The sequence below is a fragment of the Tateyamaria algicola genome (genome assembly GCF_047715485.1).
GTDB lineage: Bacteria > Pseudomonadota > Alphaproteobacteria > Rhodobacterales > Rhodobacteraceae > Tateyamaria.
This window is the reverse complement of sequence record NZ_CP180422.1, coordinates 1,075,600-1,089,099: the sequence shown is the minus strand read 5'-3', so window position 1 is coordinate 1,089,099 and position 13,500 is coordinate 1,075,600. Positions and strand designations below refer to the sequence as shown.

Genomic DNA, 13,500 nt, shown 5'->3' with positions numbered 1-13,500 from the left:
TGAGTCGGATCACGATAGCGCAAAAGGCGCAGGCGATACGAGGGGGTGTGAGCGCCCCCGTATCGCCCGAAATCAGATCAGCAAATCGTCGGCTTTTTTGCCGTTTGCCAATGCGTCCTTGAACCAATTGGGCTGACGCCCTTTGCCTGTCCAGGTCTGGCTCGGGTTTTCCGGGTTCATGTATTTGGGATCGGCGCTTGTGCCTTTGGACGCACCACGTGCGCCCTTTTTCGACGTCAACTCTTCCAGCGAATACCCGAATTCTGCTGCGGCTTTCTGAGCCGCTGCCAGGGCCTCTTTCTTCTCTGTTTTACGCAAATCGATGATGGCTTTGTCCACCTCGGCGCGCAGATCTTCCAATTCCGCGCGGCTCATTTTGTTGAGTTTGAATGCCATGACGGCCTCCCAATTCTAAAGTTCCATGCGGACGTATTTGCGAATATGTCTGAGAAATCAATGGCCCGGCTGTTGCCTTTTGTGTCAACGGCGCTTCCTTGCTCGTCATGCGAGATTTCTTCGCCCGGTGGTCGAAAAGGATTATCGCGCAAATTGAAGGTGCGGCTGTAATGCCACAATGCCCTTTGGGCTATTGCTCAACCACATTGCCCGGTCAAACCAGCCACGCACCAAATTGGCCGACGCAGCCGCAATTGCCGATCCTAAAAGCCGATAAGGGGCAATCGGAAACCCGGTCGAAAGGCTATTCTGCCGCCACAGCCTTTGGATCGGCCAGTGTCACGATATCCGCCATGATGGTGTTCAATTCGAAATCTTTGGGTGTGTAGACACGCGCCACACCCATGCCCCGCAGGCGGTCTGCATCGTCGTCGGGGATAATGCCGCCCACGATGACGGGCACATGGCCCAAGCCTTCGGCCTGCATGCGGCGCATCAGGTCCTCGACAAGGGGGATGTGGCTGCCCGACAGGATTGACAGACCCACCACATGCGCTTCGTCCTCGGACGCGGCACGCACGATCTCTTCTGGCGTCAGGCGGATACCTTCATAGGCGATGTCCATCCCACAGTCCCGCGCGCGCACGGCAATCTGTTCGGCGCCATTGGAATGGCCATCAAGCCCCGGTTTCCCAACGAGAAACTTCAGACGCCGCCCCAGCTTGTCGCTGACGGCTGTGACCGCGTCGCGCAACTCGTCCAGGCCTTCGGTCATGTTGGATTGCGAGGCCGACACACCGGTGGGCCCGCGATATTCACCATGCACGGCACGCATCTGGGCCGCCCATTCGCCCGTTGTGACACCCACCCGCGCGCAAGCGATCGAGGCAGGCATGACATTCTCACCCGCCGCTGCCGCCGCGCGCAGATCTGCCAGGGCCGCAGTCACCGCGTCCGCATCACGCGCGGCGCGCCACTCCGTCAAACGGTTGATTTGCTCCTGCTCGACCGCAGGGTCCACGACCATGATCCCGCCATCGCCGGTCATCAGGGGCGAGGGTTCACCCGCCTGGTACTTGTTCACGCCGACAACAACCGTTTCGCCGCGCTCAATACGGCCCAGTCGTTCGGCATTGGACCCCACCAATTGCGATTTCATGTAATCAATCGCCGCAATCGCACCGCCCATGGCGTCCAATTGCTCCAATTCGTGACGCGCGCCAGCCTTCAGGGCTTCGACTTTGGCGTCAACGGCGGGGTTGCCATCAAACAGATCGTCGAATTCCAAAAGGTCCGTTTCATAGGCCATGATCTGCTGCATCCGCATCGACCATTGCTGATCCCAGGGGCGGGGCAGACCCAGCGCCTCGTTCCAGGCGGGCAATTGGACGGCCCGCGCGCGCGCCTTTTTCGACAAGGTCACGGCCAGCATTTCGATGAGAATGCGATATACGTTGTTTTCTGGCTGTTGTTCGGTCAGCCCCAGCGAATTGACCTGCACGCCATAACGGAAACGGCGGTACTTCGGATCGGTGACGCCGTAGCGGGTTTCGCAAATTTCGTCCCACAGATCGACAAAGGCGCGCATCTTGCACATCTCGGTCACGAACCGAATGCCTGCATTCACAAAAAATGAAATGCGGCCCACGACAGCCGGAAAGTCCTCGGGCGCAATACGCGGTTTCAGCGCATCCAGAACAGCCGTGCCGGTGGCGAGGGCAAAGGCCAGCTCCTGCTCGGGCGTCGCGCCCGCCTCTTGCAGGTGATAGGAACACACGTTCATCGGGTTCCATTTCGGCACATTCGAATAACAGTATTCCGCCACATCCGCGATCATCCTCAGGGACGGTTCGGGCGGGCAGATATAGGTGCCACGGCTCAGGTATTCCTTGATCAGATCATTCTGGACAGTGCCTTGCAAGGCGGACACATCCGCCCCCTGTTCCTCGGCCACAGCGATATAGAGCGCAAGCAACCAAGGTGCCGTTGCGTTGATGGTCATCGATGTGTTCATCTTTTCCAGCGGGATATCCGCGAACAACGTGCGCATGTCACCAAGATGCGAGACCGGAACGCCGACTTTACCTACCTCACCGCGCGCCAAAACATGATCGCTGTCATATCCGGTTTGTGTCGGCAGATCGAAGGCGACGGACAGGCCGGTCTGACCCTTTGCCAGGTTCGCGCGGTAAAGCGCGTTCGACGCAGCGGCGGTAGAGTGTCCGGCATAGGTGCGGATCAGCCAGGGGCGGTCTTTGGTCGGGGCTTGGGTCATAGCAATCTCCGGCGCAGGGCATGAATCGGGCAAGCAACAAAATTACGTTTGGTGTGGTTTACAGGTAACTTTGTGGCGCTGTCAATTCGCCGCATCGCGGCATTTTCTGCGCTGCGGCCAAACGGCGACGGCCAGCATTGCCCAGCCCAGCAAACCCACGCTGTGGGCCGACAGCGTGGCCTTGCCCGTAAAGGTCAGCAAGCCCAGTAATTCCTGCGGCGGGGGCAGGGGCCCCAGCACAGATTGGGCGGGCAATCCGTCGAAAATCATGCGGTAATAGGTGTAATACCCTTGCGGCGAAGCCCAGACAAAGGTGATGAACAGCACAATCCAAATGGGGACTTTCAGATAGATCGGTTTCGCCCAGGTCATAACCCGTGTCATACCCAGCGCCACGCAGGCAAAAAGGACCGACACGCAAGCCAGCCCGATCTGGCCCCAAGCTGTCAGAGTGTAAAATGAATCGCCCTCATACATGGCGCCCAGTTTCGGTGATGGCGCCGGGATGTGCCAGCCTCATCACCTCTTTACCGCGACCCATACGCCTGCGAGGGTCGCGGCAATGATGCAATCCGTGGAAATCCCCCTTTGGCTCTTCGTGCTGATCCTGCTGTTTGCAGCTGTCACGTTCGCGTCGCACTTCCTGTTTCCCTCGGTCCGCTGGTTCTTTCGCCGCCGGTTGGAGCGGGCAGTGGCACAGCTGAACGAACGGCTGACGCGGCCCATCGAGCCGTTCAAGCTGGCGCGGCGCTATGACATGATCCAGCGGCTGATCTATGACCCCGAGGTGACAGCGGCCATCGTTCAGCACGCGCAGGAAAATGACGTGCCCGAGAACGTGGCCTTTGAAAAGGCCCGCCGATATGCCCGCGAAATCGTGCCCAGCTTTTCTGCATTCGCCTATTTCAGCTTTGGCACTCGCGCCGCGCGCTGGCTGGCCAATGCGCTTTATGATGTGCGCACGGGCCTCGGCAACGACGAGCGGCTGCAAAGTGTCAGCCCCGATGCGACGGTCATCTTTGTCATGAACCACCGCAGCAACATGGACTACGTGCTCGTGACCTATCTCGCCGCCCAGGCCTCGGCCCTCAGCTACGCGGTGGGGGAATGGGCGCGGGTCTGGCCGCTCAGCCGGCTGATCAAATCCATGGGGGCCTATTTCATCAGGCGCAGGTCGCGCGGCCAACTCTATCGCAAGGTCCTGTCGCGCTATGTCCAGCTAGCCACCCAAGGCGGCGTGACCCAGGCGATCTTTCCCGAGGGTGGGCTGACGGTGAATGGCAAGCTGATGCCGCTCAAGATGGGGCTGTTGTCCTATGTGGTCGATGGGTTCGACCCCGAAGGACGCGATGTTGTCTTTGTCCCCGTGGCAATCAACTACGACCGCGTGCTCGAAGACCGGGTGCTGATTGCCGCCGACCAACGCGGCGACCGGCGGTTCGGGGCGCGCATCTCGGTGATCATGGGCTTTATCCTCAAGAATGTCTGGCAGCGCATCCGGGGGCGCTACACCCGCTTTGGCATTGCGGGCGTGTCCTTTGGCGAACCTCTGTCCTTGCGGGCGCAGCACGCGCAGGACTCGATCGAGGATCTGGCCGCAGAACTGAAGCAACGGATTGAGGATGTGATGCCCGTCGTCGCAGTGCCGCTGCTTGCGCATGTCCTCTTGAACGCCGACCAGCCGCTCACGCAGACTGAATTACAGGACGCAGCGGCCGAGGTCTTTGCCCGCGTGCAAGGCAGCAAACCTGCCGTGTCGCGCGACAGTTTTCCCGGCTATATCAACCGCGCGCGCACTCTGATGCAGGCGCGTGGCGTGATCGAGCAGGCGGGCGACACATGGTCCCTGGTCGAGGACGAACGATTGCTTGCGCAATTCTACGCCAATTCACTCGCCATGTCTTCTGATCCGGCCATCGGCGATGCTGCGCGCGCAAAGTCATAAAATTACAAAAACAACGCAACTGATGTTGCATTGTTGCGCTGCGCCCCATATTCAGCCCTGAGACATCGTGATTCTGCGCTGCGGCACAGATATCCCCAACACGGAGGCTGACATGGCACTCGACACTGGCACCGCGTCCTATGACGCACCTGAAAAAGACCTCTATGAAATGGGCGAAATGCCCCCGATGGGTTACGTGCCCAAACAGATGTACGCCTGGGCGATCCGGCGCGAACGTCACGGCGAACCCGACACGGCCATGCAGCTTGAGGTCGTCGATGTGCCCAAGCTCGACAGCCACGAGGTGCTTGTCCTCGTGATGGCGGCGGGTGTGAACTACAATGGCGTGTGGGCCTCGCTGGGTCAGCCGATCAGCCCCTTTGACGGGCATGGCCAACCGTTCCACATCGCGGGCTCGGATGCGTCGGGCTTTGTCTGGGCCGTTGGCGACAAGGTGAAACGCTGGAAAGTCGGCGACGAGGTCGTGATCCACTGTAACCAGGACGATGGTGACGACGAACACTGCAATGGCGGCGACCCGATGTATTCGCCCAGCCAGCGCATCTGGGGCTATGAAACGCCTGACGGGTCCTTTGCCCAGTTCACCAATGTGCAGGCGCAGCAGCTTATGCCGCGCCCCAAGCACCTGACCTGGGAAGAAAGCGCGTGCTACACGCTCACGCTGGCCACCGCCTACCGCATGCTGTTCGGCCACGAACCCCACGATCTGAAACCGGGTCAAAACGTTCTGGTCTGGGGTGCCTCGGGCGGTCTGGGCTCTTACGCCATTCAGTTGATCAACACCGCAGGGGCAAATGCCATCGGCGTGATCTCGGACGAAAGCAAGCGCGACTTTGTCATGGACCTGGGCGCCAAGGGCGTGATCAACCGCAAGGATTTCAACTGCTGGGGCCAACTGCCCACGGTCAACACGCCCGAATATGCCGACTGGTTCAAAGAGGCGCGTAAATTCGGCAAGGCCATCTGGGACATCACCGGCAAGGGCAACAATGTCGACATGGTGTTCGAACACCCCGGCGAAAGCACATTCCCCGTCTCGACCTTTGTCTGCAAAAAGGGCGGCATGGTCGTGATCTGTGCGGGCACTACGGGTTTCAACTGCACCTTTGACGTCCGGTACATGTGGATGCACCAGAAACGTCTGCAAGGCAGCCACTTTGCCCACCTGCAACAGGCCTCGGCCGCCAACCACCTGATGGTCGAGCGTCGCCTTGATCCCTGCATGTCCGAAGTGTTCAGCTGGGATGATCTGCCCGCGGCGCACATGAAGATGCTGCGCAACGAGCACAAGCCCGGCAACATGTCGGTGCTGGTGCAGGCACCCAAGACGGGTCTGCGCACATTGGAAGACGCGCTGGAGGCGCGCCGTTAAGCTTCACACGCTCTGGATGAGTGCGAAACGCCCGCGAGATCACCCTCAGGTGGCGCGGGCGTTTCTGCGTTCTGGGGGTGCCCCAATACCATCAAAGGCTTAGAAACCACGCCCTCGCTATTTCTGGGGAGTAGAAATACGTGAATTTTCGCGACGAGTTAACGCATGCTATAGTTGTGTTAACGTTTCATTAACCACTTGGAAGAGAGTCTGAGCATGAGAAGTGACTGGATACTGGACGTTCTTACGGACCTCAAGACGTTTGCCCGTGCCAACAGCATGCCCGCCCTTGCGGAACAGCTGGATGACACTGCAATCGTCGCCATGGCCGAGATCGCCGCGATGAAGGAAGCGAATGATGGTCAGCGTCACCACGGCGAGGCAGCCGTTGGAGCCTATTTTGGAGGAGTTGGAAAAGGCTGAGGGGCTCGCTGCCCTTCAGGCGGCCTCCGAAGCGCTCTGCAGTCACTACAATGTCGATCACGTGGTGTACCACTGGGTCGACTCGGCCGGGGATCAGTACGGCTGCGGAACCTATTCGGACACGTGGCGGGAACGATATCTCGAGCAGAATTATCTGCGCGTCGATCCTGTCATCCTGGGGTGTTTCCAGCGCTTCCATCCTGTGGACTGGAAACGCCTCGACTGGTCGAGCAAGGCCGCCCGCGCCTTTCAGGCCGAAGCCATTGCACACGGTGTCGGGAACCAGGGATTCTCGGTGCCCATCCGCGGCCCGAACGGGCAGTTCGCACTCTTTACGGTCAGCCACTCATGCGACGACGACACCTGGGCAGAATGGACAGACGCGCACCGCCGCGACCTGATCCTGATCGCCCACTTCTTTAACGAAAAGGCACTGGAGTTCGAACCCGACCGCACACCGGAACAATCCCAATCCCTCAGCCCGCGCGAGGTCGACGCGATGACCTTGCTGGCCATGGGATACAGCCGCGCCCAGGTTGCCGATACCCTGTCGATCTCCGAGCATACCTTGCGCGTCTACATCGAAAGCGCCCGTTTCAAACTGGGCGCGATGAACACCACCCACGCCGTCGCGCGCGCCATGAGTCGCGGGCTGATCGTCGTGTGATACCCCCCGTTGCTCGACGACGACCCTCAGCGTACGCGTGTATGAATAGACGTTAACGCACGTATCGGTAGTATTTCAGTCATACCTGCTTCAAAGCAATCCAGGTCTGACAAGGAGTACTTTCATGCTGCGTTACCTTTATGCCTCCGATCTTGCCGATCATCCCAAACTTGCCAACACCATGTTTTGCGACCGCGCGGACCAGTTCAAAGCCCGCCTCGGCTGGGATGTGACCGTGGATGACAAGGGGCACGAACGTGACCAGTATGACGATCTGAACCCGCTCTACGTGATCTGGGAAGAACCCGATGGCAGCCATGGCGGTTCCATGCGGTTCTTGCCCACCACCGGGCGCACCATGGTGAACGAGCACTTTGGCGACCTCATGTCCGGCCCGATCACCAGCCCGCTGATCTGGGAATGCACCCGTTTCTGCCTGACGCGCGGTGCAGGTGCTCATGTCGCTGCGGCCCTGATGCTGGGCGGGGGCGAGATCATGCAGAACTTTGGCGTTGAACATTTCGTCGGCGTCTTTGACGCGCGCATGGTGCGCATCTACCGTATGATCGGTTCTTCCCCCGAAGTGCTGGGCAGCGCAGGCACGGGCCGCGATCAGATCAGCGTCGGGCTTTGGCATTTCGACCCCAGCGCCGCCGAAAAGGTGGCTGATCGCGCAGGCGTACCGCTGGAACGTTCGCGCCAGTGGTTCGACCGCGCCTTCGGCAGTGAAAACACGCCCGCCTTCGCTCGCACCGCCTGAACGCACGCCAACATTTTGCGGTGCAGCGCGGATCGCGCTGGCCCGTGGCGCGGCCCGCCTATAGGGTCGCGCCATGACCACGACGCTCGCCCTTTCCGACGATCAAGCCAGCGCATATGACGCTGTGACCGACATGCTGCGCAGCGCCGGGATTGACCTCGACGATGCGCTGTTGATGCCGCCAAAATCGACCGCCTCATCGGTCATGGCCATCACGGGCAAGGCCGGGTCGGGCAAGACGTTGCTGCTGGCCGAGCTTTACAAGGCGCTGGAAAGGGCAGGCGTCGACATCGTCTCGGGCGATCACGAGCCGCGCAAGAAACGCGACAAACGCACCCTTGCCATCCTTGCGCCTACGAACAAGGCCGCCAGCGTGCTGCGCTTTCGCGGCGTGCCGGCCACCACGATCCACCGAATCCTCTATACCCCCGTCTATGACCCGGAATACGAACGCATCGCCGAATGGCTGGCAGGCAATGGCGACCGCCCCGAAGTCGAGGGACTGACCGATCAAGCGCTCGACCGTGCCTACACCTTCTACCAATCCAACAAATCCATCCCTGGCGCATTGGCGGCGGCAGGCCTGCGCGGGTCCGACTTCATCACGGGCTGGAAACGGCGCGAGGAACCGCTTGATGTCGGCTTCATCGATGAATCTTCGATGCTGGATGACAAGCAGTTCAACGACCTCCAGGAAATCTTTCCCACGCTCTTGCTGTTTGGCGATCCGGCCCAGCTGGCGCCGGTCAATCAGTCCGGCACCATGGTGTTCGAAAAGCTGCCCGAGAAACGGGTGATCAACCTGGGCCGCATCCACCGACAGGCCGCTGACAACCCGATCCTTGATCTCGCGCACGCTCTGGCCGATCCGGATGTCGATTTCTACCGTTTCGAAAAGATGGTGGAAGAGGCCGCGGCCAAGGACGACCGCGTCGTCTGGGGCCAGCGGGTCGAGGTGGATCTGATGGCGCGCAGCCCCGTGCTGGTCTGGCGCAACGCGACCCGCATCCGGCTGATCAACGCCTTCCGCGCCGTGCATGGTGCCCCGGAAACCGCCCTGCTCGAAGGAGAGCCGCTGATCTGCGACGGGCTCGAACTCCCCCTCAAGCACCGCAAGAAACGTCTCGACCTCGAGGCGCGCGGGCTGATCAAGGGCGCGCAGGTGATCTATCTGGGCGAGGGGCGCAAACCCGGTTTTTCCCGCCTGCATGTGATGGGGGCCGAAGACCCGCAAGTTTCGGCCGCCTCCATTGTGAAGATAGAAAAACCGGACGAGGAAGAGCCCTTTATCCCCTTTGCTGCCCGGATGGGCGCGACATTTCTCCACGGGGCAGCGGTAACCATCCACAAGGCGCAAGGCAGCCAGTGGGATACCGTGCAGGTGTTCGCGCCCGACCTCTACGCGGCGGCGCGCATGGGGCGCTCAGAGGCCGGGCAACCCTTGTGGAAACGTCTGGCCTATGTGGCGATCACGCGGGCGCAGGAACGGCTGATCTGGGTGGTGCGCAACCGCCTGTCGAAACCGACTGGGCCCCTGACAATCGACGACCTGCGCAGCACCCCGGCGGCCCCCCTGACGCTGGACGCATCAGAGCCGGACATCTGATCACAGGTTTTGACTGACACTATCGTGGGTCATGCGTGGGGCCGACCTTGCGCGCGCGTCGCGACCCCGTGGCTAGTTGCGCAGCAGCGAGAACGCCGCCGACGCGCCCCAGCCGGCGGCAATCGCAATCGCCAGCGACATCAGCCCATAAAGAAACGGCTGGTTGCGGCTCAGGCTGAACAGCCAGCGTTCCAACCCGACCTTGCGCACGTCGATCGAGGTTTCGTATTGCGCAACCACAGTGCCATCCCGGGTGAGAAAGATGCGTGTCTGGTAATCGCCCTCGGTCAGGGCGGCGGGCAGGCGGATCCGGGTGCGGAACAGCGTGTCCGCATCCACGACAACCTTCCCTTCCAGCGTCTGATAGGCGCCTGCATTCTCGCGAATGCGGATCAGGGCCGCGACATAAGAACTGACGTCGAGGATAGAATCCGGCGCAGTGACCGACTGGATCATGCTGGGCACCGACACCTGGTAGCGCAGGTTCTCGCGGATGCTCAGCACGTCTTCCAGTGCACCACTTGTTGCAACCGCGTAATAGCTGGGGGTGGCCGTGATCTCGACCTCGTCGGTATTGACCCAGATGCCGAACCGCCGCTCTTTCTTGCGGACGGTCACAGGGGTGGGCGGGCCGGTGATCGTGACGACGACACCCAATTCGCCTTCGGGCATGGGCGCTTCGCGTTTGACGGCCCCAAAGACAAAGATCTCAGAGCCATTGAAATTCGTGGTGATCGCCACTTCGTTCTGGCTCAACCCCAGCACGACCTCTTCGGCCGCTGCAACGGGCAGGGCGAGGAACAGAAGGGCCAGGAGCCAGCGCATCAGTGCCCCCCTGTTGCGCCGACCGAGTACAACTCGGATGGCATCACCAGAAGGTCAAAGGCCAGCTTGCCGCAGACCAGCAGAACCATCATGGCCAGAAGGATACGCAGCTGTTCGGCTTTCATCTTGACCCCGATACGGGTGCCGATCTGCGCGCCCACAACACCGCCCACCAGCAGCAGGACGGCCAGAACCACATCGACAGTGTAGTTCGTGGTGGCGTGCAGCATCGTGGTGAAGGCGGTGACAAAGATGATCTGGAACAGGGATGTGCCGACGACAACCTTGGTGGGCATGCCCAGAAGGTAGATCATGGCAGGCACCATGATAAAGCCGCCCCCCACACCCATGATCGCCGCCAATACGCCGACGCACAGGCCGACCAGCAGCGGCGGGATGACCGAGATATAGAGGCCCGACACACGAAAGCGCATCTTGAACGGCAGCTTGTGAATCCAGTTGTGTTTCTTGCGCTTGGGCACGGCGCCGCCCTTGGCCGTCTTGCGGATCGCGTTCAGGCTTTCGATGAACATCAGCCCGCCGATGACACCAAGGAACACGACATAGCACAGCTTGACCAGCAGATCGACCTGGCCCAACGCCTTGAGATAGTTGAACAAAACTACGCCAAGCGCGGCCCCCACAAGGCCGCCGATCAGCAGCACGACCCCCATCCTGAGGTCCACCGTCTTGCGCCTGAAATGCGCGAGCACCCCGGAAAAGGAGGAGGCAACGATCTGGTTGGCCTCGGTGGCGACGGCCACGGCGGGTGGAATGCCGATGAAAAACAGCAGCGGCGTCATGAGAAACCCGCCACCGACACCAAACATGCCCGACAGGATGCCCACCATGCCGCCCAAGCCCAAAAGCAGGAACGCGTTGACCGATACCTCGGCGATGGGCAGGTAGATTTGCATGTGCCCTGTTAGGACGGGACGCGAGGCGAAATCAAGGTGTCATGCCGCCGCGCAGCAAACTGGTTTGGTGTTTGCAAGGAATCTGGACCTAAACGGGGGCGCACCACAGGTGCGCCTTACATGTGCAAGAGGGCGGAGACGGCGTTGTGTGCGCTGAGCGGAGAGGGCGGGGCGGCGCATCAGTATACGCCTTACGACCCACCCTTGTGACCCGCGCAGGCCTATCGCTCTTTCACATAGGGTTCGCCGCCTGCACGCGGCGGGATCGCCTTGCCCACGAACCCGGCCAGAATCACCACGGTCAGGATGTAGGGCAGCGCATCCAGCAGTTGCACCTGCACCTTGAAGCCAAGGGCCCCCTCGATGATGTCGGGCCGCAGCGCGATGGCCTGCAAGTAACCGAACAGCAGCGTCGCCCAAAGCGCATGCCAGGGCCGCCACTTGGCAAAGATCAGCGCCGCCAGCGCGATGAACCCACGCCCCGCGGTCATGTCCTTGACAAAGCCGGCCTGCAAACCCGTGGCAAGGTAGGCCCCTGCAATCCCGCACAGGATGCCGCAGATGCCCACGGCGGCAAAGCGCAGGCCCACAACCGACACGCCCGCCGTATCCACCGCCGCCGGGTTCTCACCTACCGCCCGCAGGCGCAGGCCAAAGCGGGTGCGGAACAGCAGCCACCACGTGCCCGGCACCGCCAGCAGCGCCACGTAGACAAGGATCGAATGGCCCGAGATCAGCTCGGCATAGACAGGACCAAGAACAGGCACACCTCTCAGCGCTTCGGCGAAGGGCAGGGTGATTGGTTCGAACCGTCCACCCCCGATCAGGGACGGGGTGCGCCCGCCCTGTTGGAACCAGTCCTGCGCGATCAGCACGGTCATGCCCGCCGCAAGAAAGTTGATGGCGACCCCGGAAATCAACTGGTTGCCCCGGAAGGTGATCGAGGCGAGGCCATGCACGGCCGACAGGGCCAGCGACGCGCCAATACCCGCCAGCAGGCCCAGCCAGACCGACCCGGTCATCGCCGCCAGCGCGGCCGAAAAGAAGGCTGCAGCCAGCATCTTGCCCTCAAGGCCGATGTCGAAAATGCCACCGCGTTCGGAAAACAGCCCCGCAAGGCACGCCAGCAACAGCGGCGTTGCCAGGCGCACAGTCGAATCCAGAACCGACAGATCAAAGAGCGCGAGAAAATTCATGCCGCACCTCCACGACGAATCGCGAGGAATATGCGCTCCAGTGGCATGCGCACCATGTTGTCGAGTGCGCCGGTGAACAGGATTACCAGCGCCTGAATGACCACGATCAATTCACGGGGGATCGACGTCCACAGCGCCAGCTCGGCCCCGCCCTGATAGAGAAACCCGAACAGGATCGCAGCGAGGAAAACGCCAAAGGGATGGCTGCGCCCCATCAGGGCCACGGCGATCCCAATGAACCCGGCCCCCTCGACCGCGTTCAGCACCAGACGCTCGGCCTCGCCCATCACGTTGTTGATGGCCATCATGCCGGCGAGGCCACCGGAAATCAGCATGGCCACCATGGTGATGCGCACAGCACCAATGCCTGCATAGTTCGCCGCGCGGTGCGATTTGCCATAAGACCGGATTTCCAGACCCAGCGGCGTGCGCCAGATCAGCAGCCAGACCAGCACACAGGCGATCATCGCAATCACCAGCGACACATTGGCCGGGGCCGCCTTGGAAAAGGCGATGCCGAACGGGGCCAGCAATTCATGCAGCGTGGGCAGGTGCACGGCCTCGGGGAAACGCTCCGTCGCCGGATCCATCGACCCCGCCGGGCGCAGCACGTTGACCAGCGTATAGTTCAGCACGGCTGCAGCGATAAAGTTGAACATGATCGTGGTGATCACGATGTGACTGCCGCGCTTGGCCTGCAAATAGGCCGGGATCGCGGCCCAAAGCGCGCCAAACAGGGCCGAACCCACAACGGCGGCGAGGATGGCGATGGACCAGTGCGGCCAGGGGATGAACAGGCAGACCAGCGCGACGCCAAGGCCGCCCAGCATCGCCTGACCTTCGCCGCCGATGTTGAACAGGCCTGCATGGAACGCGACCGCCACGGCGAGGCCGGTGAACATGAAATTCGTCGCGTAATAGAGCGTATAGCCCCAGCCATAGGTCGAGCCGAGCGCGCCGGTGACCATCAGGTTCACCGCCTCTACCGGGTCCTCGCCGATGGCGAGGATCACCAGCGCCGACAGGATCGCCGCAAGGATGAGAGAGATGAGGGGGACAAGGGTGACCTCGGCCCATTTGGGCATGACATCCATCGC

13 protein-coding genes are annotated in these 13,500 nt (G+C 61.3%); 6 read left to right on the top strand and 7 right to left on the bottom strand.

What is annotated here, in order from left to right; all coding sequences use genetic code 11:
* Window positions 1-72: 72 nt before the first annotated feature.
* The 3 genes from ACMHLQ_RS07735 to ACMHLQ_RS07725 all read right to left on the bottom strand — a co-directional run bounded on the left by ACMHLQ_RS07735 (window position 73) and on the right by ACMHLQ_RS07725 (window position 3,148).
* Complete coding sequence (locus tag ACMHLQ_RS07735) at window positions 73-396, bottom strand: H-NS family nucleoid-associated regulatory protein (protein ID WP_415404203.1); 324 nt, start codon at window positions 394-396, stop codon at window positions 73-75.
* A 304-nt stretch (window positions 397-700) separates the two neighbouring features.
* Window positions 701-2,671, bottom strand: a complete 1,971-nt coding sequence (locus tag ACMHLQ_RS07730) for a methylmalonyl-CoA mutase family protein (RefSeq protein ID WP_415404202.1) — start codon at window positions 2,669-2,671, stop codon at window positions 701-703.
* Between the two features lie 81 nt (window positions 2,672-2,752).
* Window positions 2,753-3,148 (bottom strand): hypothetical protein, encoded by a 396-nt coding sequence (locus ACMHLQ_RS07725; RefSeq protein WP_415404201.1) that lies wholly within the window; start codon window positions 3,146-3,148, stop codon window positions 2,753-2,755.
* A gap of 85 nt (window positions 3,149-3,233) precedes the next feature.
* On the opposite strand from ACMHLQ_RS07725, the gene ACMHLQ_RS07720 reads away from it, so the two are divergent.
* The 6 genes from ACMHLQ_RS07720 to ACMHLQ_RS07695 all read left to right on the top strand — a co-directional run bounded on the left by ACMHLQ_RS07720 (window position 3,234) and on the right by ACMHLQ_RS07695 (window position 9,465).
* Window positions 3,234-4,616 carry a 1-acyl-sn-glycerol-3-phosphate acyltransferase gene (locus ACMHLQ_RS07720; protein WP_415405248.1) on the top strand — a complete coding sequence of 461 codons (1,383 nt, stop codon included), beginning with the start codon at window positions 3,234-3,236 and terminating at the stop codon, window positions 4,614-4,616.
* Window positions 4,617-4,728: 112 nt separating this feature from the next.
* Window positions 4,729-6,009 (top strand): crotonyl-CoA carboxylase/reductase, encoded by a 1,281-nt coding sequence (gene ccrA, locus ACMHLQ_RS07715; protein ID WP_415404200.1) that lies wholly within the window; start codon window positions 4,729-4,731, stop codon window positions 6,007-6,009.
* 216 nt (window positions 6,010-6,225) lie between these two features.
* Complete coding sequence (locus ACMHLQ_RS07710) at window positions 6,226-6,432, top strand: hypothetical protein (RefSeq protein WP_415404199.1); 207 nt, start codon at window positions 6,226-6,228, stop codon at window positions 6,430-6,432.
* Entirely contained in the window at window positions 6,368-7,099 is a 732-nt protein-coding gene (locus ACMHLQ_RS07705) for a helix-turn-helix transcriptional regulator (RefSeq protein ID WP_415405247.1), read from the top strand. Before ACMHLQ_RS07710 ends, ACMHLQ_RS07705 begins: the two co-directional genes overlap by 65 nt.
* A 124-nt stretch (window positions 7,100-7,223) precedes the next feature.
* Window positions 7,224-7,859, top strand: a complete 636-nt coding sequence (locus ACMHLQ_RS07700) for an acyl-homoserine-lactone synthase (protein WP_415404198.1) — start codon at window positions 7,224-7,226, stop codon at window positions 7,857-7,859.
* Window positions 7,860-7,932: 73 nt separating this feature from the next.
* Window positions 7,933-9,465: an ATP-dependent DNA helicase gene (locus ACMHLQ_RS07695; protein ID WP_415404197.1), complete on the top strand. Its 1,533-nt coding sequence runs from the start codon at window positions 7,933-7,935 to the stop codon at window positions 9,463-9,465.
* A gap of 72 nt (window positions 9,466-9,537) precedes the next feature.
* On the opposite strand, the gene ACMHLQ_RS07690 is transcribed toward ACMHLQ_RS07695, so the two are convergent.
* From ACMHLQ_RS07690 to ACMHLQ_RS07675, 4 genes are all read right to left on the bottom strand, one after another.
* The gene (locus ACMHLQ_RS07690; RefSeq protein ID WP_415404196.1) at window positions 9,538-10,290 is read right to left on the bottom strand and encodes a TIGR02186 family protein; all 753 of its coding nucleotides are present in this window, start codon (window positions 10,288-10,290) and stop codon (window positions 9,538-9,540) included.
* On the bottom strand, window positions 10,290-11,207 hold the full coding sequence (locus ACMHLQ_RS07685) for a sulfite exporter TauE/SafE family protein (RefSeq protein ID WP_415404195.1): 918 nt from the start codon (window positions 11,205-11,207) through the stop codon (window positions 10,290-10,292). Before ACMHLQ_RS07685 ends, ACMHLQ_RS07690 begins: the two co-directional genes overlap by 1 nt.
* 221 nt (window positions 11,208-11,428) lie before the next feature.
* The gene (locus tag ACMHLQ_RS07680; RefSeq protein WP_415404194.1) at window positions 11,429-12,403 is read right to left on the bottom strand and encodes an ABC transporter permease; all 975 of its coding nucleotides are present in this window, start codon (window positions 12,401-12,403) and stop codon (window positions 11,429-11,431) included.
* Window positions 12,400-13,497, bottom strand: a complete 1,098-nt coding sequence (locus ACMHLQ_RS07675; RefSeq protein WP_415404193.1) for an ABC transporter permease — start codon at window positions 13,495-13,497, stop codon at window positions 12,400-12,402. The genes ACMHLQ_RS07680 and ACMHLQ_RS07675 overlap by 4 nt, the downstream gene beginning before the upstream one ends.
* Window positions 13,498-13,500 lie beyond the last annotated feature (3 nt).

What these genes read in the sequence shown, in the direction of transcription:
- ACMHLQ_RS07735 (WP_415404203.1), bottom strand. Translation starts at nt 396, where the DNA reads ATGGCATTCAAACTCAACAAAATGAGCCGCGCGGAATTGGAAGATCTG.
- ACMHLQ_RS07730 (WP_415404202.1), bottom strand. Translation starts at nt 2,671, where the DNA reads ATGACCCAAGCCCCGACCAAAGACCGCCCCTGGCTGATCCGCACCTAT.
- ACMHLQ_RS07725 (WP_415404201.1), bottom strand. Translation starts at nt 3,148, where the DNA reads ATGTATGAGGGCGATTCATTTTACACTCTGACAGCTTGGGGCCAGATC.
- ACMHLQ_RS07720 (WP_415405248.1), top strand. Translation starts at nt 3,234, where the DNA reads ATGATGCAATCCGTGGAAATCCCCCTTTGGCTCTTCGTGCTGATCCTG.
- ccrA (WP_415404200.1), top strand. Translation starts at nt 4,729, where the DNA reads ATGGCACTCGACACTGGCACCGCGTCCTATGACGCACCTGAAAAAGAC.
- ACMHLQ_RS07710 (WP_415404199.1), top strand. Translation starts at nt 6,226, where the DNA reads ATGAGAAGTGACTGGATACTGGACGTTCTTACGGACCTCAAGACGTTT.
- ACMHLQ_RS07705 (WP_415405247.1), top strand. Translation starts at nt 6,368, where the DNA reads ATGGTCAGCGTCACCACGGCGAGGCAGCCGTTGGAGCCTATTTTGGAG.
- ACMHLQ_RS07700 (WP_415404198.1), top strand. Translation starts at nt 7,224, where the DNA reads ATGCTGCGTTACCTTTATGCCTCCGATCTTGCCGATCATCCCAAACTT.
- ACMHLQ_RS07695 (WP_415404197.1), top strand. Translation starts at nt 7,933, where the DNA reads ATGACCACGACGCTCGCCCTTTCCGACGATCAAGCCAGCGCATATGAC.
- ACMHLQ_RS07690 (WP_415404196.1), bottom strand. Translation starts at nt 10,290, where the DNA reads ATGCGCTGGCTCCTGGCCCTTCTGTTCCTCGCCCTGCCCGTTGCAGCG.
- ACMHLQ_RS07685 (WP_415404195.1), bottom strand. Translation starts at nt 11,207, where the DNA reads ATGCAAATCTACCTGCCCATCGCCGAGGTATCGGTCAACGCGTTCCTG.
- ACMHLQ_RS07680 (WP_415404194.1), bottom strand. Translation starts at nt 12,403, where the DNA reads ATGAATTTTCTCGCGCTCTTTGATCTGTCGGTTCTGGATTCGACTGTG.
- ACMHLQ_RS07675 (WP_415404193.1), bottom strand. Translation starts at nt 13,497, where the DNA reads ATGGATGTCATGCCCAAATGGGCCGAGGTCACCCTTGTCCCCCTCATC.